We start from the raw sequence: 22,166 nt of genomic DNA, 5'->3' as shown, positions 1-22,166 counted from the left end.
AGCGACCATCCAGGCCGGATCTGGGGCAACCGTGAGGCCGTACTGAGGGGAGGATGAGAATCAGGGGACTCACAGGCCGCCCACAGCGACGGCCCCGCTCACGCACCCGGTCACCTGCTCACATGGCACCGCACGCCCGCCTGGGACGTGTCACACCGGCCGTTTAGACTCGTCCCCGCAAACGGCTGTTCGACCGAGGCCCACAGCAGTCGCCCCCCCCAATCCGAAGGGTGTCCGGCGTTTTGATACGGATGGATTCAGTCACCAAGCGGTATCCGGACGGCACGGTGGCGGTGGACAGACTGTCGTTGGAGATTCCGGACCGCTCGATCACCGTCCTCGTCGGGCCCTCGGGCTGCGGGAAGACGACGACCCTGCGGATGATCAACAGAATGGTCGAGCCGAGCGAGGGCACGATCCTCGTCGACGGTGTCGACATCCAGAAGCAGCCGGTCAACACCCTGCGCCGGTCCATGGGGTACGTCATCCAGAACGCCGGCCTCTTCCAGCACCGCACCATCGCCGACAACATCGCGACCGTGCCCCGCCTGCTGGGCTGGAGCAAGCAGAAGGCGAGGGCCCGCGCCGAGGAGCTGATGGAGCGGGTCGGCCTCGACGCCTCGCTCGCCAAGCGGTACCCGTACCAGCTGTCGGGCGGCCAGCAGCAGCGCGTCGGCGTGGCACGGGCGCTGGCCGCGGATCCGCCGGTCCTGCTGATGGACGAGCCGTTCTCGGCGGTCGACCCCGTGGTCAGGAAGGGCCTCCAGGAGGAACTCCTGCGGATCCAGGGCGAGTTGGGCAAGACCATCATCTTCGTCACCCATGACATCGACGAGGCGATCCGGCTGGGCACCAAGGTCGCCGTGATGCGCACCGGCGGCCATCTCGCGCAGTTCGCCGAGCCCGCCGAGCTGCTCAGCGACCCGGCCGACGCGTTCGTCGAGGACTTCCTCGGCGAGGGCCGCGGTATCCGGCGGCTGTCCTTCTTCCCCTCCGAGGGCCTGGACCTGCTCACCGACCCGGTCGTCGCCGTCGACGCCACCGCCGAGCAGATCGCCGCCCGCGGCGCCTCGGGAGCGCCGTACCTCCTCGTCACCGACGGCGACGGCAAGCCGCTCGGCTGGAGCGAGCCGGGCAGTCTGCCGGGCGCGGCACCGGAGGAACTCCTGGCGTACGGGCGGCCGTTCGTCGCCGGTCAGGACTCCCTGCGCGTGGCGCTGGACTGTGCCGTGCTGTCGCCCACCGGCTGGGCCGTCGCCGTGGACGGCACCGGGAAGGTCGTCGGCGTCGTCTCCCAGGAGACGATCGGCGAGGCCATCCGCGGCGCCCATGCCGCGGGCCGGACGGCGGAAGCCACGGGCCGGCAGGACGACAGCACGGGCAGGCCGGAGGACAGCACGGGCCGGAAGGCGGACGTCGCCGGATGAGCGGGTTCTTCGACATCCCCAGCGACCTCCAGGCCAGTTACGTCGAGCTGATCGGGCTGCACCTGCGGGAGGCCCTGCTGCCGGTGCTGGCCGGACTGCTCCTCGCCCTGCCGATCGCCCAGCTGTGCGTACGGCTGCGCTGGCTGTACCCGCCCGTGCTGTGGGTGACGACCGTGATCTACGCGATCCCGTCGCTGGCCTTCTTCGTCGTCCTCATCGACTACACCGGCCAGACCGAGCTCACCGTGATGATCCCGCTGACCCTCTACAGCCTCGTGGTGCTCGTCCCCGCGATCGTGGACGCGGTCCGCTCGGTGCCGCAGGAGACCCTCGCCGCGGCCACCGCCATGGGCTTCGGGCCCGTACGCCGGTACGTCCAGGTGCAGTTGCCGATCGCCGTGCCCGCCATCGTCGCCGGACTGCGCGTGGCGACCGTGTCCAGCATCTCCCTCGTCAGCGTCGGCACCCTCATCGGCAACCAGGGCGCCCTCGGCAATCTCCTCGCGGACGCCATGTTCTACCACCGGCCCGAGCTCGCGGTGACCTCGGTGGTCACCACCGCCGTCCTGGCCATCCTGGTGGACGCCCTGCTGGTGCTCGTACGCGTCCTGCTGACGCCGTGGATGCCGCGCCGCTCGCACACGAAACCGAAGGCCGGGCAGCCCGATCCGGCCGCCCTCGCCCTGGAGGACACGGCCCGGTGAACGTCCTGCACTTCATAGGCGCCTTCTTCAGCGACAGCGCCCACTGGCACGGCTACGACGGCATCCCCACCCGCGTGTGGGAGCACATCCAGTACTCGCTGCTCGCCCTGGCGATCGCCGCCGCGATCGGGCTCCCCGTCGGGCTGATCACCGGACACACCGGCCGCGGCGGCAACGCCCTCGCGTTCATCGCCACCGCCGCCCGCGCGCTGCCCAGCTTCGGTCTGCTGGTGCTGCTGTTCGTGATGATCGGGCTCGGCATGCTGCCCGTGATGATCCCGCTCGTCGTGCTCGCCGTGCCGCCCATCCTCGTGACCACGTACGAGGCCGTGCGCTCGGTCGACCCCTCACCGGTCGACGCGGCCCGGGGCATGGGCATGCCGGAGAGCAGGGTGCTGTTCCAGGTCGAGCTGCCCGAGGCGCTGCCGCTGATCCTGGGCGGACTGCGCTCGGCGGCCATCCAGATCGTCTCGACGGCCACCATCGCCGCGTACGTCAGCTTCGGCGGGCTCGGGCGGTACATCGTGGACGGGCTCTACCAGCGCAACTACGAGAAGGTGGTCGGCGGTGCCACGCTGACGGCCCTGATGGCGCTGGCGACGCTCGCGGTGTTCTGGGCGGTGTCGCGGGTCGCGGTGTCGCCGGGCGTGCGCAGGAGCGGCTGACGGCCGCGTCCGTCCGTCGGCGCACCCGCGCTGGGGCAGGGCCCGGCGTCACGCCTCCGTGCGGGCCAGCGCCAGTTCCATGACGACGAGCAGCGCGTCGCGCACCGAGCCGCGTTCCCGGGCGTCGAACACGGTGACCGGGACCTCGACGGAGACATCGAGCGCCCAGCGGACCTCGTCCAGGGTGTGCTCGACCTCGCCGTCGAAGGCGTTGACCGCCACCGCGAACGGGATCTCCTTGTCCTCGAAGTAGTCCACCGCCGCGTAGCAGTCGTCCAGGCGCCGGGTGTCGACGATGACGAGCGCGCCGATCGCGCCCTCGACGAGGTCGTCCCACATGAAGCCGAAGCGGTCCTGTCCCGGTGTACCGAACAGGTACAGCTTCAGCGTCGGGTCGATGGTGATGCAGCCGAAGTCCATGGCGACCGTGGTCGTGGTCTTGCGGGGGGTGTGGCTCAGGTCGTCCACGCCCGCCGCGACCTCGGTGATGGCCGCCTCGGTGGTCAGTGGCTCGATCTCCGAGATCGAGCCGACGGTGGTGGTCTTGCCCACGCCGAAGCCGCCCGCCACCACCAGTTTGACCGGCAGCGGTGGTCGTACGACGGCCGTCCGCACGGCGGTACCGCGGGCGGCCGGGTCAGTCGGAGTCACGGAGTACCCCCCGGGAGTCGGGGATGGCGCGGAGACCATCGATGATCTTTCGCAGAACGGATGCGTCCCGGGCGGCGCCGGGGTTGGGCACGTGCACCGACAACTGGCCCTCGGCACGCAGGTCCTGGGCCAGGACACGGACGACGTTGAGGTGCAGCCGCAGCCTGGCCGCGATCTCCGCGACCGACTGCGGCTCCCGGCAGGCGGCGACGATGGCGTGCCGCTCCAGGGTGAGCCGGTCGAGCGCCTCGATCCCCGCGGTGGTGGCGACTATCTGGGCCTCGACGGGGATCGCGGTACCGGAGGCGTGCCCCGCCACCCGGCCCTGGGTGAGCAGGAACGGCCGTACGGCGGAGGCCGCGCCGACGGGAACGCCGTCCGGGCCCGTGAAGCCGTCTGCCTCGGCTGGTGCTGGGCCGTCCGCCATGAGCGTTTCCCTCCTTCGACTCCGGCGAACGGTCAGCGCGTCGCCGCGCCCCCGACGTTGTTCTTCAGTTCGAGGACGAGCTGGGGGCTGAGCGCGGCGCCGGCGCGGTTGGCGAACAGCGTCATCTCGTAGGCGATGTTGCCCAGTTTGGCCTCCTTGCCGGTGACCACGCCGAGTACGGCACCGCTGCCGATCGAGGAGACCAGCACATGGCCGCCCTCCAGATCGATGATGACCTTGTTCAGGCCGCCCAGGCCGTAGTTGCCGGAGGCGCCCGCGGCCAGGCTGGTGATGCCGGACACGATCGCGGCCAGGCGTTCGGAGTCGGCGTGCTCGCGCATCTGCGACACGGCGATGAGCAGCCCGTCGGAGGACACGGCGATGGCGTCGACCACGCCGGCGGTCTCGGTGGCGAACCGGTTCAGGAGCCAGGTGAAGTCTGCCGCGGCGGCCTGGAGGTCGGCCGGCTCGGTCCCTCCCACCGGAGTGTCACCTGTCGACGTACTCACTGCTCGGCTCCTTCCGGGAGGTCGTTGTGCTGGTGCCGGTCGTCCCGGCGGGGCTGGTGGTGCGGGGTGGCTTCCGCAGGGGCCGTGTCCGTGCCGGTGGCTGCCGCGGAGTCGCGGTGGGCGCGCTCCACGGCGGCCTCGAACTCCTCGATCTCCGACCGAACGGCTTCGGCGTCCGCCGGACGGGCCGCCTGACGTGCCGTGGGCCCCGAGGCGTCACCCGTACGGAGTGTGGCACCCCGGACGCGCCGGCGCAGGGGCCGGGCGGAACCACCGGGAGCCTCCTCGGCTGTGCTGCCACCACTGCGGGGCGCCGGGACGAACGGAACGCCGACGGACGGCTCCTGCCCCTGCCGTGCCGGCTGCTCGGCGGGCTCGGTGTCACGTCGGGGAACCCGGTGGGGGAGCGGCGCGGGCCGACCGGTGTCGGAGGCGTCCGCCGGTACGACGCTGGAGGGCAGGGGCCCAGAGTGCGCGGGAGCCTCCGGCGAAGCAACGGGCCCCGGTCCGGGCCCGGTCCCCGAGCCCGGCTCTGCGTTGCCGTCGGCCTCCGAGCCCGGTCCCGCGTCGGGGGTGGCTCCCGAGCCCGGTCCCGCGTTGCCGCCGGTCCCCGAGCTTGGCTCTGCGTTGCCGCCGGTCCCCGAGCTTGGCTCTGCGTTGCCGTCGGCCGCCGATCCCCGCCCTGGATCGCCGTCGGTCCCCGAGCTCGGCCCTGTGTCGCGGGTGGCCTCCGAGCCCGGCCCTGCGACGCCGGCCCTCGAGCCCAGGCCCGCGTCGCCGGTGGCCCCCGAACTCGACGCCGCGTCGCGGGAAGTCCCCGCCCCTGTCCGCCCGGCAGCCGAGTCTCCGGAGCCCGTCGCTGCCCCGTCCGCGGCACCCGTACTGATCGTCGCCGCGTTGCCCGAGGCACGCGTACCGGCCGTTCGTGGCTCACCGGAGGCTTTGGTGGTACCGGCGGCACCGGAGGCACTCGCGGCGTCGGAGGCACTGGCCGCGCCGGAGGCGCTCGCCGCATCCACCCCCACCGGGCTCATCGTCAGCAGCAGGGACGACGGGACCGTCACCAGGGCGGTCAGGCCGCCGCCCACCGTGCGGGCCAGGGTGACCTCTACTCCCCAGCGGCGCGCCAGCGTGCCGACCACGAACAGGCCCAGGACCTTCGTCGGCACCAGGTCGAGGCGTTCGCGGCGGACCAGACGGGCGTTCTCCTCGGTGAGGCGCTCGGGGCTCATGCCGAGACCGTGGTCGGCGACCTCGATCAGCGCACCCTCGGCGGTGTTGCTGACGCCCACCTCGACCTGGCTGTCGGCGGGCGAGAAGGAGACGGCGTTCTCCAGGAGTTCGGCCACCATCAGGGTCAGGTCGCCGATGATGTCGGGCTCGACCATGACCTGGGTCCGGGCGGTGAGCCGTACACGCCGGAAACCCTCGATCTGGCCGAGCGCGGCGCGGACGACGTCGGTGAGGGGGGCGGGCCCGGAGTCCAGGACGGTCTCGCGGATGCCGGCGAGCAGCATCAGGCTGTCGGCGTTGCGGCGCAGCCGGACCGCGATGTGGTCGATGGAGTACAGGCGTTCGAGCAGGGCCGGGTCGGTCTCGCCGCGCTCGACCGCGTCGATGAGCGAGAGTTGGCGGGTGGTGAGGTTGCTGACGCGGCGGCCCACGTTGCCGAACATCTCGGCGACGTTGCGCCGGCTGAGCACCTGCCGCTCCAGCAGCGCGGTCGCCGTGGTCTGGACGCGGTTGAACGCCTCCGCGAGCTCGCCGATCTCGTCGCGCGCGGTGACCGGCACCTCGCGCAGCCGCGGCGGCCCCGTGTCCTCGGCGTCGTCGTCGGCCACGCGGGCCAGTTCGCGCCCGGCGGCGTCGGCCACCTCGCCGGCGGCCCCGGTCAGCGCCTGCACCGGCATGACCACCGAGCGCCGGACCGCCACCGAGAAGGCCAGCCAGCCGACGAAACCGAGCAGCGCGAGCGCCAGCAGCAGGGTGGCCCGCTGGTACGCGTCCTCGGAGACGCGGTCGGCGCGGTCGGCGATCTGGTCGATGAGCGAAGTGGTGATCTTCAGCCGGTTCTCGGCCTGTTCGCGGTAGACGGGGTACGAGTCCAGCGCCTCCGCGAACGCCTTGCGGATCTCGGCGGGGGACTCGGCCTGCAGCCCACTGGGGTCGATCTGCAGTTCCGCGTAGTGCTGCAGGATGGTGGCCTGCGAGGCGCTGTACTTGATCCCGCCCAGTTCGTCCGCCTGCGCCTCGTCGGCGAACCTCGCGAAACGGTCGGCCTGGAAGGTGTACAGCTCGTCGAAGCTGACCGCGTTGATGAACTCGATCAGCGCGTTGCTGTCGCCGGTCCGGGCGGAGAAGACGCTGGTCTCGAAGGAGCTGTGGGCGGCGTCGGCGCGCAGCAGCGAGTCGAGCAGGTTGCCGGTGAAGGTGGTCGCGAGGGCGGCGTTGCGTTCGAGACCGAGACCGTCGATCACGCTCTTGGCGGCGTTGGTGTACGCCGGGTCGATGTTGTCGGCCGGGGTGTAGCCCGACTCGATGGTGCGGCGCAGGTTGTCCAGCCCGTTGATCTCCTTGAGGGCCTGCGCCTCGGTGTCCGGGAGCCGGTCGCCGAAGGTGTCGCGCACCTTCTCCACCTGCTCGTCCAGGGACTTCTGGGCCTCACGGTAGGAGGCGAGCGAGGGCCCGGCCGCGCCCTGGTCGGCCTCGTGGCGCACGGAGAGCAGGATGGCCTGCTGGTGCTCGACCTCCACGCGGTCGACGAGTTCGGCGACCTGCACGCTGTCACGGACGAGTCGGGCCGCGGCGGCCGCGTCGCGGGCCTGCCCCACCTGGCCGGTGATGAGATACGCGAGCAGCACGGAGACCACCGCGAGCGGTACGCCCACGAGGATGGTGAGCTTGCGCCGGAACGGCCACCGGTCGGCGAAGCCGCGGACGCGGAGAGCACCGCGCGTGCGGTTCCCCGGTGTCGAGAGCTTGGACGACGAGGGCGTGCCCGCCTCGTTCGTGGACACCGGGCCTCCTTAGTGGGCGTCACACGGCGCGCGAAAGCCTTGTGTGGACCGCTTCTTGACGGGCTCTGGCCGCTCGTCGAAGCGGAACGGGAACATACAAGCAGAAAGGGAACAGGAGCACACAGAGGGGGTACGGTCTCAATAGGCTCGCTTACGATCATAGTTGGCTGAATTCCGAAGTGAAACGGTGATCGGGTTGCTCTTGACGCGGCCTGATCTGCCTGGATTGGATCAGGACAGACCTTCCTCAAGCGCCCACCCTCACAGTCCGGAACGGAATCGTGACTTCTACCGCCCCCAGCCGCAGGTCCATCCGGAGGCACCCCGCTGCCGCCGCCGTCGCGCTCGCCGCCACCACGGCCCTGCTGGCGGGATGCGGCTCCTCCGACGACAAGGCCGACAACCCGCTGGACGACAAGGCATCCGGCGGAACCGTCGTCGTCGGCTCCAACAACTTCGCCGAGAGCATCCTGCTCGCCGACCTCTACGGCGAGGCCCTGAAGGCCAAGGGCATCAAGGTCACGTACAAGCCCAACATCGGCAGCCGCGAGACCACGTACGGCCTGCTGAAGAACGGCTCCGTCACCGTCCTGCCCGAGTACAACGGCTCGCTGTTGGCGTACCTCGACCCGAAGGCGGAGCAGAAGTCGGCCGAGGCCGTGAACGCCGCCGTCCAGGGCAAGCTCGACAAGAAGCTGACGCTGCTGGAGTCGTCGCCCGCCGAGGACAAGGACTCCGTCACGGTCAACGCCGACACGGCGAAGAAGTACGACCTCACCTCCGAGTCGACCCTCGCCGACCTCAAGGACGCGGCCCCCGACCTGGTCATCGGCGGCTCGCCCGAGTTCCAGACCCGCCACCAGGGCCTGAAGGGGCTGGAGTCGGAGTACGGACTGAAGTTCAAGTCCTTCAAGGCGCTCGACGCGGGCGGTCCGCTGACCCAGGCGGCGCTGAAGAAGAACACCGTGCAGGCCGCGGACATCTTCACCACGGACCCGACCATCACCAAGGAGAAGTTCGTGGTCCTCCAGGACCCGAAGAACCTCTTCGGGTTCGCCAACGTGACCCCGCTGGTCCACAAGTCCGACCTCTCCAAGGAGGGCGTCGACGCGCTCAACGCCGTCTCGGCGAAGCTCGACACCAAGACGCTGCTCGACCTGGACTCCCAGGTACAGCTGGAGAACAAGGACCCGCTGGACGTCGCCAAGGCATGGCTGAAGACGGCCGGCCTGGACTGAGTCCGGCCTGCGGCACCCGTCGCCGCGCAAGGGCTTGTCGCAAGGGCTTGTCGCGAGGGAATTTCGCGACAAGCCCTACGCCCGTGTCACCGAGCCGAGTTCGGCCTGAGCGCGGGCCGCCGCGCCGATCGCCACCGCGTCGCCGCCCAGGCGGGCGGGCAGGATGCGCAGCGGGTGCCCGCTGACAGGGGGTTCGTCGGCCAGGGCGGTGCGGATCGGCCGCTCCAGCAGATCCCAGGAGAGGCTGACGCCCCCGCCGATCACACAGGTGGTGACGTCCAGCAGGCCCGCCGTGATCAGGAGCGCACGCGCCACGGCGGTGCCCGCCGCCCCGTACACGGCGAGCGCCTCCGGGGCGCCCCGGGTCGCCGCCTCGGCGACCACCCGGGCGGTGACGGTCCGTCCGGTCCGCTCGCCATAGCGGGCGGCGATCGCGCGGCCGGACGCGAGGGTCTCCAGATGGCCACGGCCACCGCAGGTGCACGGCAGATCGCCGAAGCCCGGCACGTGCCCGATCTCGCCCGCCCCGCCGTGCGGTCCCTCGTACAGCGCGCCGTCCAGCCACAGGGCCCCGCCGACCCCGGTGCCGAGGGTCATCCCGAGCACATGCGACTCGCCCGCGACGGCACCGGCCGCCGCCTCGCCGCGCAGGAACGCGTTGACGTCGTTGTCCAGGAAGGCGGGCACGCCCAGCGCCTCCTCGACCGCGTCCGTCACGGCGAACCCCGCCCAGTCACGGAAGGAGTCGGTCGCCGCCAGGATCCGTCCGGCCCGCGCGTCCACCAGGCCCGCCGCGCCCACCCCGACGCCCCGCAGCCGCGCGTCATTGCGGTCGAGGAGAAGCCGGAGGGCGTCGAGGGCGGCGCCGACCATCGCCTGCCCGCCCTCGGCCGCCGGGGTCGGCACCCCGGCGTGGTCGACGACGCGGAGGTCCTCCGTACAGAGCACCACCTGGGTGGACGTACCGCCGATGTCGACACCGGCGACCGCCTCGGCGACATGCGTCACGCGGTGGCCTCCGTTCCGCCGGCGGTGAGGGACGCCCTCCGTTCCCCGCGCCGACGGCGCTGCACCACCGGATCCGGCACGGGCACGGCCGCGACGAGCCGGCGCGTGTACTCGGTGCGCGGACGCAGGAGGGTCGTCATGGTCGGTCCATGCTCCTCGACGCGTCCGTCCCGCAGGACGACGACACGCTGTGCGAATTGCTGAACGACGGCGAGGTCGTGGGAGACGAACAGACAGGCGAACCCGAGGTCCCGCTGCAGCTCGGCGATCACGTCGAGGACCGTCCGCTGCACGCTCACGTCGAGCGCGCTCGTCGGTTCGTCGGCGACCAGCAGCCGGGGCCGCAGGACCAGCGCCCGGGCGAGACTCACGCGCTGCCGCTGGCCGCCGGACAGCTCGCGCGGCCCGCGCCCCGCCAGTTCCGCCGGCAGCCGGACGAGTTCGAGCACCTCCGCCACCCGGGCGCGCCGCTCGGCGGCCGACATGCCCCGGCGGTGCACGCGCAGCGGCTCGGCGACGCACTCCCCGACACTCATCCGCGCGTCCAGCGACGCCACCGGATCCTGGAGCACCACACCGACCCCGGACAGCAGGGCCCGGCGCCGGCGCCCCCTGACCCGGCCCAGGTCGGCGCCGAACAGCGAGACCGCCCCGGAGGCGGGCGCCACGAGCCCGAGCGCCACACGGGCCGCGGTCGACTTCCCTGACCCCGACTCGCCCACCAGCCCGACGGTCTCTCCGGGCGCGACGGTGAGGGAGACGTCCTGAAGGGCCCGTACGGTACGGCGAGCGCGACCGAAGCGCACGGACACGTCCCGGAGTTCGACCACGGGAGCGTCCTCGATATCCCGAGCCGAGCCGGACTGCGCAACGCCTGGCTCCACGCCGCCTGGCTTCGCAATGCCTGGCTCCGCGCCGGCTGGCTTCGCAACGCCGGGCTTCGCGAGGCCGGGTTTCGCAACACCGGGCCCCACAGCGCCGGGCCCCGCAACCCCGGGCCGTACAGCGCCGGGCTCCACGCCGCCTGGCTCTGCAACCCCGGGCCCCGCAGCGCCTGGCTTCGCAACCCCTGCTTCCGCGAGGCCGGTTTCCGCGACGCCAGGCTTCGAAAAGCCGGGCTTCGCGACGCCGTGGTCTGTGAGGCCGGGCTTCGCGAGGCCGGGTTTCGCAACACCGGGCCCCTCAGCGCCGGGCCCCGCAACCCCGGGCCCCGCAGCGCCTGGCTTCGCAACCCCTGCTTCCGCGAGGCCGGTCTCCGCGACGCCAGGCGTCGCAATGCCCGGCAGCTCCTCGACCGCCAGTCGCGGCACCGCACCCAGCAGCCGCCGGGTGTACTCGTGCGCAGGCCGCAGCAGCACCTCCTCCACCGGCCCGCTCTCCACGACCTTCCCGTCGAGCATCACGGCGACGCGGTCCGCGAAGTCCGCCACGACGCCCATGTTGTGCGTGACGAGCAGGACGCCCGTGCCCGAGTCGGCCGCGAGGCCCCGGAGCAGGTCGAGGATCTCCGCCTGCACGGTGACGTCCAGCGCGGTCGTCGGCTCGTCCGCGATCAGCAGGTCAGGGGAGTTGGCGATCGCCATCGCGATGACGACCCGCTGCCGCTGACCTCCCGAGAGCTGGAACGGGAACGCCGACGCCCGCTTCTCCGGCTCCGGGATGCCCACGCGCCGCAGGAGCCCGACGGCTTCCGCGGCGGCGTCCGCACGCGACACCGGCCGGTGGTTGCGTATGACCTCCGCGATCTGCGCGCCCACGCGGGACAGCGGATCCAGCGCGGTGGCGGGCTCCTGGAACACCATGGAGGCCGTGCGGCCGCGCAGCCGGGCGAGTACGTCCTCCGGGGCGCCGACGACCTCCGTACCGCCGAGCGAGACCCGCCCGGACACCCGCGCGCTGCCCGGCAGCAGTCCCATCGCGGCCAGCGCCACCGTCGACTTGCCGGACCCCGACTCGCCGACGAGGGCCAGCGTCTCCCCGGGCCGTACCCGCAGCGACACCCCACGGACGGCGGGCACGTCGCCCGTCTCCGTCGTGAAGCTCACCCCGAGGGACTCGATCTCCAGCACGCTCATCCGCGCCCCCTCACGTCGAAGGCGTCGCGCAGCCCGTCGCCGATCGCGTTGAACGCGCACACGACGAGGATGATCGCGAGCCCCGGCGGAACGATCAGCCACCAGCGCCCGGAGTACGCGGCCGTCAGCCCGGTGGACAGCATGCCGCCCCAGTCGGTCGACGGCGGGCGCACCCCGAGGCCCAGATACGACACGTACGCGATGAGCAGGATCGCGTCGGCGATCTGGAACGTGGCCGCGACGACGATCGTCGAGACCGAGTTCGGCAGGATGTGCCGGGTGACGGCCCGGCCGTGCGTACCGCCGGTCGCGCGCAGCGTCAGCACGTAGTCGCGGCCCTTCAGCGTGAGCGTCTCCGCCCGGACCAGCCGTGACGGCACCAGCCACGACACCAGGCCGAGGATGACGACCAGCCCGAGGGTGCCCGGGCTCGTGACGGCGGAGACGACCAGGAGGATGAAGAGCGCGGGGATGGCGATGCCCGCGTCGACGACCCGCATCATGACCGCGTCGACCCAGCCGCCCGCGTAACCCGCGACCGCGCCCCACAGCGTCCCGATGACGGTCGCGAGGAGCCCGGCCGCGAGCCCCACGAGCAGCGACACCTTCCCGCCGTACATCAGCCGCCCCAGTTCGTCGTGCCCCACGGCGTCCGTGCCCAGCAGGTGCGCCCCGCTGGGTGCGAGGTTCACCTGGGTGAGGTCCGTGTGGGTCTGGTCGGTCTCGTACAGCAGCGGGCCCACGAAGCAGAACAGCAGGAACAGCACGACGACCACGAGCCCGGCGACCGCCAGCCGGTTGCGCGCGAACCGGCGCAGGGACAGCCGGTAGCCCGCGACCACCGTCTCGGCCGCCGGTGAGGTGTTCAGTACGGCGCTCATGCCCGGCCCGCCTTCACTCGGGGATCGACGATCCGCTGGACGACGTCGGCGAGGAGCGTGCCGACGACCGTCGCGACGGAGATGACCAGGACGCAGCCGAGCAGCACCGGATAGTCGGAGGACTGGGCGGCGTTCCAGAACAGCAGCCCCATCCCCGGGTAGTTGAAGAGCTGCTCGACGACGAGGGCGCCGCCGAAGAGGACGGGCACGTAGTAGCCGAGCATGGCGACGACCGGGGTGAGCGAGTTGCGCAGCACGTGCCGCCACAGGATGGCGCGCTGCCTGGAGCCTCCGGCGCGTGCCGTGCGGACGTAGTCCTCGGAGAGGTTCTCCAGGGTCGAGGCCCGCATGTAGCGGCTGAACACGGCGACCATGGAGGCCGCCCCGGTCACCACCGGCAGGACCAGCGCGACCGGATCCGCGACGACCTGGCCGAGCGTCTCGCCCTGGGGCGCCTGCGAGGGGAACCAGCGCAGGGCCTGGGTGAAGACGAGCACCAGGACGAGTCCGAGGAAGTACACGGGCGTCGAGTACGCGACGAAGCTCAGCGTCGTGATGACGTAGTCGGCCGGCTTGTTGCGCCGCACCGCCTGCCACATGCCGAGCGGAATCGCCAGCAGCAGCCCGACGAACGCGGACAGCACGGTCAGCAGGAGTGTCTTCGGCAGGCGCTGCTCGATCAGCCGGGAGACGGCCTCGTTGAGCGTGTACGAGGTGCCGAGGTCGCCCTGGAGGAGGGTGCCCAGGTAGTGGACGTACTGCACGGGCAGCGGACGGTCCAGGCCCTGCTCGTGGTTGAACGCCGTGATCTGCTCGGCGGTCGCCTGCGGCCCGAGGATCCCGCGCGCGGGGCCCCCGGGCAGGGCGTGCAGCAGACAGAAGACGACCACCGTCACGATGAGGATCACCGCGAGGGCCTGGAGGAGCCGCCGGGTCAGATACAGAAGGGTGTCCATCCCCGGGGCCTCAGTTCGTCCACTTCCACTGCGCGGGGTGGAAGTTGGCGAGCGAGTCCTGGGTGAAGCCGCCGAGGCCGTTCTTCACGACGGAGACCTGGTAGACCGGCTCCGGCAGCCAGATGACCGGCAGGTCCTTGGCGAGGGCCGCGCTGTAGTCCTGGATCGCCTGCGTCGAGGTCGACGTCGTGGACGCGGTGATGAGCTTGTCCACGTCGGGGTTGGAGTAGTTGCCGAAGTTCGAGCCGCCCTTCGTCTGGAACAGCGAGTCTCCGGTCGGGAAGGCGGAGAAGTACCAGCTGCCCGCCGTACCGAAGAAGGACAGCTGCCACTTGCAGAGGGACTGGCTCGCGGTGCACTGCGGGGTCTGGGACAGGACCGAGTTGACGGGTGCCGTCTTGATGGAGAACTTGATGCCGGTCTTCGCGAGCGAGGACTGGATCGCGCTCATCATGTTGTCGGTGACGGTCGAGCCGGACTGCGACAACACCTCCATTTCGAACTTCGTTCCCTTGTCGACGCCTTCGCCGCACTGGGAGTCCCCGGTGCCGGGCTCCGCGCAGACCATGACGCCGCCCTGCTCGCTCCAGCCGTGAGCCGTGAGCAGCTCCCGGGCGGCCGACGTCGAGAACGGGTACGGGTTGTCCTTCTGCGCCGGAGAGAGGAAGTCGGACGCCTGGCCCTGCGGGATCGGGCCGTAGCCGGTCACGGCGGTGCCGTTGAAGATGACCTTCGCCAGGCTCGTCTGGTCGATCGAGCGCTGGACCGCCTGCCGGGCGTACAGCTGCTTGAAGACCGCGCCCATCGCCGGGTTGTTGAAGTTGTACGGCATGTACGTGATCGCCCAGCCCGACCACGGCTTCACCGCGTACCCCTGGGCGGTGAACTGCTCCTTCTGGTCGAGGTCGGTCGCCTCGATGTAGCCGTAGTCGACGCCGCCGGAGCGCAGCGCGTTCTTCTCGGCGTCCGTCGTGGTGAAGGGGAGCAGGTTCACGGTGGCGATGCCGGGCTTCTCACCGCCGTCGTACTTCTTGTTGGCGGTCAGGACGACCTTGCCGGAGGTCGAGAACGACTTCACGGCGTAGGGGCCGCTGATGGTCTTCCACAGGGCGTCCTTCTCGTACCCGGCGATGTTCTTCGCGGCCGTGTTCAGGTACGTCCACACCTTCTTGGCGCCCGCGGCCGTGCGGTCGGCGTCGGAGACCTCCGCGGAGGCGTCCGTCCGGTCCCACACGTGCTGGGGGAGCGGGGTGATCTCGCTGAACTCGTTGGCCAGCATCCACTGCGGGTTGTAGGCCTTGTCGAAGGTGATCGTGAAGTGGGTGTCGTCGACCGTCTTGAACGCGGTCCAGTTGTCGGGCGACTGGCCCGGGGTGTAGCCGGCCCACTGCTCCTTGTTCGCCTTGATGAGGTTGAACCAGAACTCGACGTCCCGGGAGGTGATCGGCTTGCCGTCACTCCATGTGCGGTTGCCGAGCGTGAAGGTGACGCTCTTTCCGTCGGCGGCGAAGTCGGCGGCGGTGGCGATCGATGCCTTCTTGTTCCAGGCGATCTTCCCGGTGGAGCCGTCGTACGCGACGAGCCGCTCCCACAGGCTGTCCGCGATGGACCTGTTGTTGGTGTTGAGGTGCGCCGCGGTGCCGATCGGCAGGATCCAGTTCGGCGTGAAGTTCGCGGGCAGCGCGTAGTTGATCGAGTCGCGGGACGTGGACGACGTGTCGCCGGAACCGGAGCAGCCCGCGAGCAGCAGCGTGCCCGCGGAGAGGACGGCACCGGCGACAAGCCCCGTGCGAGCGTGGTTCATGGCTCTCCTAGGCGTGAACAGCGGTCTGCCGTGGCCGAAATGGCGCGGCGGGGCCAGTCAACGACCGCAGTGGTCGAAGAAACAGGCGCGGTGCTGTAAAAAGCCTGTTTCTGCTGTTCTGAAAAAAGTGAGGAGGGGCGTTTCGGGTCGTACGCTCGACGCCCCGGACCCTCGTCGCGGAAGTAACCCAGCCGATGCCTGAAAAAAGCGTGCCGCACCGCAGGAAGATCACGGGCGGTGGCTCCTCGCTGGCCGAGCGCGTCCTCGAACTGCTCGCCTCCGGGCAGGCGTCCACCCGCACCGAACTCGCCGGTCTGCTCGGCGCGGCACCCTCGACGATCTCGCTGACGGTCGGTCAGCTGATGGACCACGGGCTGGTCGCCGAGCGGGGAACCCGGTCCTCGAAGGGCGGACGGCCGCGCAAGGTGCTGTCCCTCGGCAGCAACGAGGGGTTCGCCGTCGCGGCCGAACTCGGCGGACGGCACGCGCACGTCGGTGTCGTCCACCCCGGTGGCGGGCTCACCGACGTGTCGACGGTGGCGTTCGAGACGGCGGAGGGTCCCGAGGACGCCCTCCCCGGCCTCGCCGAGACACTGGAGGGCCTCGCCGAGCGGCACGGCCGGGACCTGCTGCGGGGTGTCGGCCTCTCCCTGCCCGGCCCCGTCGACCTGGCCTCGGGCGTCGTGACGCTCCCCTCCCGTATGCCCGGCTGGAACCGCTTCCCCGTACGGGCCTGGCTGGAGGACCGCTTCGGCGTCCCGGCGGCCATCGAGAACGACGCCAACTGCATGGCCGTGGGCGAGCTCACCGTCCAGCCCGCCGAGCGGCGCCAGTCGATCATGGTGAAGATGGGCTCGGCCATCGGCGCGGGCGTCATCGCCGACGGGCGCCTCTACCGGGGCGGGACCGGCTCCGCGGGCGAGATCACCCATGTCCGGGTGGAGGCCGCCCACGACATCCCCTGCTCCTGCGGCAACACCGGCTGCCTGGAGACCGTCGCCTCGGGCGCCGCGCTGGTCCGCATCCTGCGGGGGCGCGGCCTCGACGTCACGTCCACCGAGCACGTCGTCCGCCTCGCCTCCGACGCCCACCCGGAGGCGACCCGCGCGGTCCGCCAGGCCGGCCGCTACCTCGGCCAGGTGCTGGCCGCGAACGTCAACTTCTTCAACCCCGACGCCGTGTACCTCGGCGGCATCCTCTCCACCCTCGAACCCTTCGTGGCCGCCGTGCGCAGCCAGCTCTACGAGGGGTGCCATCCGCTGGTCACCGAGCACCTGGTGATCGAGCGGGCGAGCCTGGGCGCCGACGCCGGCCTGGCCGGAGCGGGCCAGTTCGCCCTGCAACGGGCCCTGGCACACGCTCTGCACACGGTCACCGGCAACCACCCCTGACCCCTCGTGACCCCTTGTGACTCCTCGGAGGAGCCATGTCAGAACGCCGTCCCGTCATCGCCGTCGCCGGTCTCGGCATCGAGTCGTCGACGTTCTCCCCGGCCCGTACCGAGGCCCCCGCCTTCCACGCGCGGCGCGGCGCCGACGTCCTCACCCGCTACCCGTTCCTCACCCCCGGCTCCCCGCTGCGGGCCGCCGCCGACTGGCACGGCGCACTCGTCGGCAAGGCGCTGCCCGGCGGCACGGTGACGGCGTCCGCGTACGCGGAACTGTCCGGCGAACTCATCGACCGGCTACGGGACCTACGGGACCGGGGGCCGCTCGACGGGCTCTGGTACGACATCCACGGCGCCATGACGGTGGAGGGCCTGGACGACGTGGAGGCGCGGCTGCTGGCCCGCATCCGTGAGGTGGTCGGCCCGGAGGTCATCGTGTCCACCTCCATGGACCTGCACGGCAACGTCTCCCGCGACCTGGTCCACAGGAGCGACCTGATCACGTGTTACCGCATGGCCCCGCACGAGGACGCCATGGAGACGAAGGAGCGCGCGGCCCGCAACCTCGTCGACCTCCTGGCCAGTGGCGCACCCCGCCCCGTCAAGGCGTGGATCCCGGTGCCGGTCCTCCTCGCGGGCGAGCAGACCTCCACACGCATCGAACCCGCGAAGAGCGTGTACGCCGCTGTCGACGAGGTGGAGGCGGCCGAGGGCGTGACGGACGCCGCGATCTGGGTCGGGTACGCGTGGGCGGACGAGCCGCGCAACCGGGCGGCCGTGGTGGTCACGGGACAGTCGGAGGCCGCGGTGACGACGGGCGCGGAGCGCCTGGCACGGGGCTTCTGGGAGGCACGCCACGACTTCGCGTTCGTCGCCCCGACGGGCACGCTGGACGAGTGCCTCGACGAGGCGCTGGGGGCCGTCGCCCGCCCGTACTTCATCAGCGACACGGGCGACAACCCGACGGCGGGCGGCGCGGGCGACGTCACCTGGGGTCTCGAACGGGTCCTGTCCCGCCCGGAGTTCAAGGACCCCTCCGGCCCGACGGTCCTCTACGCCTCACTTCCCGGCCCGGCCGCGGTGGACACGGCGGTGAAGGCGGGCGTGGGCGCGACCGTCACGGTCACGGCGGGCGCGGAGGTGGACGACCGTCACGCGGGTCCGCTCACCATGACCGGCGAGGTCCACGCGATCCGGCACGGCGACGAGGACGCGGAGACGGAGGTCGTGCTGCGGGTGGGCGGCGTCTACGTGATCCTCACGCGGCTGCGCAAGCCGTACCACCACGAACACGACTTCACCGACCTGTCGCTCGACCCCCGCTCGGCCGACCTCGTGATCGTCAAGATCGGCTACCTCGAACCCGAACTCTTCGCCATGGCGGCCGACTGGAAGATGGCCCTCACCCCGGGCGGAGTCGACCAGAACCTCCACCGCCTCGGCCACCACCGGGTCAGCCGCCCGCTGTTCCCCTTCGACCCGGAGATGTCCGGCCCGGATCTGACGGCGCGGCTCGTCCCAGCCTCGAACGAGCCGCTCCGGTAGGAAGTACGGGGGCTCAGCGACTGCTGAGCTCTAGGCGGAGTGGTTCGTCATCGCACCCGCCACGCTGGGGATGCAGATGGCTGCCCCGAGGGCGATGGCGAACAGGTTGAAGAAGAGCTTCTTTGCTTTGCGGTTGCGCATATTGCTTTGTTCTTCTTTCCAATGCTCGTCGTTACGGGAGACCAGCGCGCTGTAGCCGCATCCTATGGTCAGGATCTGCGCTGCCGTCAAACCGCAAGAATTTCATCGCGCAGAGGTATTCAGGGAGCCTGCGGTTCTGATAGAAAAGCCGCCTGGCTCTCCCGCGCCTGTGCGGCCTCCCGTGCCGCGCCGATGCGGTCGGCGAGCTCGATGGCCTCGCTGATGTGCGCGGCGGCCGGTCCGGAGCGGCCCAGCTGGTGCTCGGCGAGCCCGAGTGAGTGCAGTGCCCGGCACACCTCGTGGGCTGCGCCCACGCTTCTGGCCAGCTCCAGGGCCTGCTGGTGTCGGGCCGCCGCCTCGCGGAACCGTCCGGCGGCGTGGAGGGCAACCCCCATCGCGTGCATCGTTTCGGAGGCGTTGCGGCGGTCGCCGAGCCGTCGGAACGTGGCGAGGGAGTCCTGGTAAAGGTCCAGCATCGCCGCGAGATCCTCGGGGGATTTCATGGTGTTGGCCAGGTTGACCTGGGTGATGGCGCTCTCCGAAGGGCTTCCTGTTTCCTTGAGGATATCGACTGCCTCTTGCAGGAAACGCTGTGCGGATTTTGCGCTGCCCTTACGGAAATGGAGATCAGAGATGTTGTTGAGGACATGTCCGTATTCGCGCATGTCCTGTGAGCGCCGGAAATCCTTGAGTGCCGCGTCGAAATGCTCCTGGGCGGCCTCGAAATTTCCCAGGTAGAGGTAGGTGATTCCGAGGTTGTTCCGCGCGCGCCCGATATGCCAGGTGTCCCCTGATCCTCTCCGTAGTCCGAGTGTTTTCACCTGGAAATCGAGGGCCTCGGTGAGCTGGCCGAGGTTCCAGTGCAGGACGCCGAGTTGGTGCAGGGCCTCCGCCCTGGCCTCGGTGTCGCCGATGCCCTCGGCGCCCCCGAGCGCCCGTCGCAGGGCCGTGCGGGCTTCCTCGTAACGGCCGCAGCGGGACAGCGCGTTGCCCAGATCGATCAGCGCGTGCACCTCCGACTGCCGCTCGGCGGCCGTGTGCCAGTGGCGCGCGGCGGCCGCGTGCATGCGCCGGGCGTCGGCCGAGTAGCCCTCGTCGTTCAGGAAGCCGGCGAGCGCGCTCGCGAGCAGGGCCGCCTCGCGCGGTCGTCCCGTGGACCGGCAGTGGCACTCGGCGGCCATGAGTCCCACGCGTTCCGCCCGCAGCCAGCGCCGGGCCGACATGGGGTCGTCCCAGGGTGGGAGCGAGTGCCGTGGTGGGTGAGGCGGGCGGTCCGGGCGCAGGCCGCGCGGATGGATCATTCGGTCCGCGGCCTCGGATGCCTGTAGGTAGAAATCGATCATCCGGCGGACGGCCTGGTCGCGTGCGGATTCCGTTTCGTCGGACAGGACGAGCGCGCGCGAATATTCGCCGAGAAGATCGTGAAGTGTGTAGCGCTCGGGGGCGGGCTCCTGGATCAGATGTGCGTCGAGCAACGCCTCGACGACGTCTTCCACGGTGTCGTACGGGAGACCGGAGAGAGCGGCGATCCCGTGGGCGTCCGCGTCAGGCCCGAAACGGAGGCCGAGAAATCGGAAGACTGTTTGCTCTTCGCTTGTAAGTGTCCGATACGAGATGTCGAACGCCCGGCTTATTTCGCCGCGATCGCCGTCGCGTATTTCCCTGAGCCTGCCCTGCCCGTGGGTGAGCCGGTGCAGGAGGTGAGAGGTGGTCCACGCGGGGCGGGAGGCCAGTCGGCCGGCGACCAGCTCCACGGCGAGCGGCAGGTGGCCCGCGAGCCGGACGATGTCCGCGACCTCGTTCGTCCGGTGCGTTCGCTCCTCGCCGGCCACGGCCCGGAACAGCGCGATGGCGTCCTGCGTGGGCAGCACGCCGAGCTGGATCGACCGGATGCCGGGGAGGCCCGTGAGCCGCCGGCGACTGGTGACGATGATCAGGGACGGCGAGGCGCCCGGCAACAGGGGGCGCAACTGGTCCGGGCCGGCCGCATCGTCGAGGATGACGACGGCCCGGCGGTTGCTGATCAGACCGCGCCACAGGCCGACCAGCCCGTCCAGGTCGGAGGGCAGGTCGGTGGCCGGGACCCTGAAAGTGCGGCACAGCGCGGTGAGGGCGGTCTCGGGGCTCAGCGGCTCCCGGCCGGGTGCGTGCGCCTGCAGATCCAGGTGGACGGCCCCGTCCGGGTAGAGCGGTGCCAGGCGTCTGGCGGCGTGCAGAGCGAGCAGCGACTTGCCGACGCCGGCCATGCCCGAGAGGGTCTGCAGGGCGATGACCGTACCGGAGGCTCCCGAAGGCGACGGCAGGGGAGAGGCGTTACGCACGATCGTCGCCAGCTCCTCCTCGCGGCCCACCAGTTCGGCGTGGACCGGCAGCGTCTGCGGAGCCGCCACCACGGACGGAGGGTGGGGCAGGAGGGAGTGGACCGGTGCGCCGTTCAGGATCTGCCCGTGCAGACGGATGAGGCCTTCGCCCGGGTCCGCGCCCAGTTCCTCCCGCAGGCGTCGCCGTACGCAGTCGTAGACACGCAGGGCGTCGGCCTGCCGACCGCAGCCGTAGGCGGCCGTCATCAGGTGGCCGGCGAGCAACTCGTCCGTGGGGTGCTCCTCCCGCAGCGCGGTGAGGTCGGGGACGAGCTCGGCGAAGCGGCCCCTGCGCAGCTCGATGCCGATGCGGATCAGCTGGGCCGAGAGGTGCCGCTGCCGCAGGACACCGCGGGTGTGCTCGGCCCACAGCCCGGGCAGCCCGGCGAGCGGTTCGCCGCGCCAGAGCTCAGCCGCCTCCCGCAGCAGACGTCCGGCCTGCTCGTCGTCGCCGCTGTCACTCAGTGAACGGGCCTGCGCGGACAGGAACTGGTAGCGATGGTGGTCGACCTGGTCGTGGCGGAGATCCAGGGAGTAGGTGTGCGCCTGCTGGATCAGACGTCCCTCACCGCCCACGGCACGCAGCCTGCGGCGGATCCGGGCGACGTACGCGTGCAGGCTGGTGCGTGGCTGGGCGGGCGGGCTGTCGTCCCACAGCCGGTGGATCAGCGTGTCGACGGAGACCGGCCGTCCCGCGTCGAGCGCCAGTGCCGCCAGGAGGATCCTCTCCTTGGCCGATCCGAGCTTGTCGACGTGCCGGGTTCCGTGCAGTTCGACCGGCCCCAGTACGCGAATCCCGAAGTCCACCAGTGCCCCCGTCCGACCGTCGGCGTGGCCTGTGCTCTGGCACGGGTAAGAATCGCATGCGGTCAATAACTGTCAAATAGAGAAACTACTTGAGTTTAATATTGTCTCATTTATGGCTGATCCCTTCTGAATGAAGATGGGTTCGGTCTGGTGCGGGCGCCGGCCGGGTAAGAGGCGAGACGGCGGCGACCGGGACCGAGGGGGGAATGCGGCGCATGGATCAGGTGACGGCCGGGGAATTGAGAGCCGCCCTGACACGGGCCGCACACCGCCCGGCGGCACGACAGGAACTCGTGCGCCTGCTGCGCGCCCTGCCCTCGACGTCCGCGCTCGCCGAGGCGGTACGGGCCTGGGTGGCGGACGGCGCGGACTCCTCGGACGCGGACGGCACCGTGCACACGCTCGCGGAACTCCTCGTGCGGGAGGCGGCGAGCCTGCCGTCATTGACCGGGGAGTTACGGCGATGGCTCCGCGACACGGCCACAACCGACACAGAGAGAGCTACGGCTACAGCCGAGACCGGCACCGCTGACCGCGACCGTGACTCCAAGCCCGACCCCGGCC

At 71.0% G+C, this 22,166-nt stretch carries 18 protein-coding genes; 7 read left to right on the top strand and 11 right to left on the bottom strand.

Translation table 11 applies throughout. The features are described 5' to 3' along the window. The first annotated feature begins 242 nt into the window (after positions 1 to 242). From FNH08_RS12420 to FNH08_RS12410, 3 genes are read left to right on the top strand one after another with little or no spacing between them, the layout of a single operon-like run. Positions 243 to 1,427, top strand: coding sequence for an ABC transporter ATP-binding protein (locus FNH08_RS12420; RefSeq protein WP_194238467.1), 1,185 nt, complete (start codon positions 243 to 245; stop codon positions 1,425 to 1,427). Continuing rightward, complete coding sequence (locus tag FNH08_RS12415; protein ID WP_152771529.1) at positions 1,424 to 2,131, top strand: ABC transporter permease; 708 nt, start codon at positions 1,424 to 1,426, stop codon at positions 2,129 to 2,131. The genes FNH08_RS12420 and FNH08_RS12415 overlap by 4 nt, the downstream gene beginning before the upstream one ends. Then, entirely contained in the window at positions 2,128 to 2,796 is a 669-nt protein-coding gene (locus FNH08_RS12410) for an ABC transporter permease (RefSeq protein ID WP_322724326.1), read from the top strand. The genes FNH08_RS12415 and FNH08_RS12410 overlap by 4 nt, the downstream gene beginning before the upstream one ends. A 48-nt stretch (positions 2,797 to 2,844) precedes the next feature. Here FNH08_RS12410 and FNH08_RS12405 read toward each other — a convergent pair whose 3' ends face one another. The 4 genes from FNH08_RS12405 to FNH08_RS12390 are packed head-to-tail and all read right to left on the bottom strand — an operon-like array spanning position 2,845 to position 7,400. Then, positions 2,845 to 3,447, bottom strand: coding sequence for a GTP-binding protein (locus tag FNH08_RS12405; protein ID WP_322724325.1), 603 nt, complete (start codon positions 3,445 to 3,447; stop codon positions 2,845 to 2,847). Then, entirely contained in the window at positions 3,434 to 3,874 is a 441-nt protein-coding gene (locus tag FNH08_RS12400) for a DUF742 domain-containing protein (protein WP_152771527.1), read from the bottom strand. The genes FNH08_RS12405 and FNH08_RS12400 overlap by 14 nt, the downstream gene beginning before the upstream one ends. Before the next feature lie 32 nt (positions 3,875 to 3,906). Then, the gene (locus FNH08_RS12395) at positions 3,907 to 4,383 is read right to left on the bottom strand and encodes a roadblock/LC7 domain-containing protein (protein ID WP_322724323.1); all 477 of its coding nucleotides are present in this window, start codon (positions 4,381 to 4,383) and stop codon (positions 3,907 to 3,909) included. Then, complete coding sequence (locus tag FNH08_RS12390) at positions 4,380 to 7,400, bottom strand: ATP-binding protein (RefSeq protein ID WP_407704359.1); 3,021 nt, start codon at positions 7,398 to 7,400, stop codon at positions 4,380 to 4,382. The genes FNH08_RS12395 and FNH08_RS12390 overlap by 4 nt, the downstream gene beginning before the upstream one ends. Before the next feature lie 281 nt (positions 7,401 to 7,681). On the opposite strand from FNH08_RS12390, the gene FNH08_RS12385 reads away from it, so the two are divergent. Beyond that, the gene (locus tag FNH08_RS12385) at positions 7,682 to 8,638 is read left to right on the top strand and encodes an ABC transporter substrate-binding protein (RefSeq protein ID WP_322724321.1); all 957 of its coding nucleotides are present in this window, start codon (positions 7,682 to 7,684) and stop codon (positions 8,636 to 8,638) included. Between the two features lie 75 nt (positions 8,639 to 8,713). Here the strand turns inward: FNH08_RS12385 and FNH08_RS12380 are convergent, their stop codons facing one another. The 5 genes from FNH08_RS12380 to FNH08_RS12355 are packed head-to-tail and all read right to left on the bottom strand — an operon-like array spanning position 8,714 to position 15,362. Continuing rightward, entirely contained in the window at positions 8,714 to 9,646 is a 933-nt protein-coding gene (locus FNH08_RS12380; protein ID WP_322724319.1) for an ROK family protein, read from the bottom strand. Beyond that, positions 9,643 to 11,721 (bottom strand): dipeptide ABC transporter ATP-binding protein, encoded by a 2,079-nt coding sequence (locus tag FNH08_RS51795; protein ID WP_228034066.1) that lies wholly within the window; start codon positions 11,719 to 11,721, stop codon positions 9,643 to 9,645. Before FNH08_RS51795 ends, FNH08_RS12380 begins: the two co-directional genes overlap by 4 nt. Further along, complete coding sequence (locus tag FNH08_RS12365) at positions 11,718 to 12,602, bottom strand: ABC transporter permease (RefSeq protein WP_152771525.1); 885 nt, start codon at positions 12,600 to 12,602, stop codon at positions 11,718 to 11,720. The genes FNH08_RS51795 and FNH08_RS12365 overlap by 4 nt, the downstream gene beginning before the upstream one ends. Beyond that, on the bottom strand, positions 12,599 to 13,558 hold the full coding sequence (locus FNH08_RS12360) for an ABC transporter permease (RefSeq protein ID WP_152771524.1): 960 nt from the start codon (positions 13,556 to 13,558) through the stop codon (positions 12,599 to 12,601). Before FNH08_RS12360 ends, FNH08_RS12365 begins: the two co-directional genes overlap by 4 nt. Positions 13,559 to 13,568: 10 nt before the next feature. Continuing rightward, the gene (locus FNH08_RS12355) at positions 13,569 to 15,362 is read right to left on the bottom strand and encodes a peptide ABC transporter substrate-binding protein (protein ID WP_152771523.1); all 1,794 of its coding nucleotides are present in this window, start codon (positions 15,360 to 15,362) and stop codon (positions 13,569 to 13,571) included. A gap of 194 nt (positions 15,363 to 15,556) precedes the next feature. Here FNH08_RS12355 and FNH08_RS12350 point away from each other — a divergent pair, with 194 nt between their 5' ends. Continuing rightward, positions 15,557 to 16,753, top strand: a complete 1,197-nt coding sequence (locus tag FNH08_RS12350) for an ROK family transcriptional regulator (protein WP_152771522.1) — start codon at positions 15,557 to 15,559, stop codon at positions 16,751 to 16,753. Positions 16,754 to 16,788: 35 nt separating this feature from the next. Next, positions 16,789 to 18,294, top strand: a complete 1,506-nt coding sequence (locus FNH08_RS12345; protein WP_152771521.1) for a M81 family metallopeptidase — start codon at positions 16,789 to 16,791, stop codon at positions 18,292 to 18,294. 30 nt (positions 18,295 to 18,324) lie between these two features. On the opposite strand, the gene FNH08_RS12340 is transcribed toward FNH08_RS12345, so the two are convergent. Further along, entirely contained in the window at positions 18,325 to 18,525 is a 201-nt protein-coding gene (locus FNH08_RS12340) for a hypothetical protein (protein WP_152771520.1), read from the bottom strand. A 29-nt stretch (positions 18,526 to 18,554) separates the two neighbouring features. After that, complete coding sequence (locus FNH08_RS12335) at positions 18,555 to 21,602, bottom strand: AfsR/SARP family transcriptional regulator (protein ID WP_322724318.1); 3,048 nt, start codon at positions 21,600 to 21,602, stop codon at positions 18,555 to 18,557. 215 nt (positions 21,603 to 21,817) lie between these two features. Here FNH08_RS12335 and FNH08_RS12330 point away from each other — a divergent pair. Further along, on the top strand, positions 21,818 to 22,166 hold a 349-nt coding region (locus tag FNH08_RS12330; RefSeq protein WP_152771519.1), incomplete at its 3' end, for a hypothetical protein.

Origin of the sequence: Streptomyces spongiae (assembly GCF_009377185.1) — a bacterium.
GTDB lineage: Bacteria > Actinomycetota > Actinomycetes > Streptomycetales > Streptomycetaceae > Streptomyces > Streptomyces spongiae.
The sequence above is the reverse complement of the archived record's forward strand: the minus strand, read 5'-3'. Positions and strand labels throughout refer to the sequence as shown.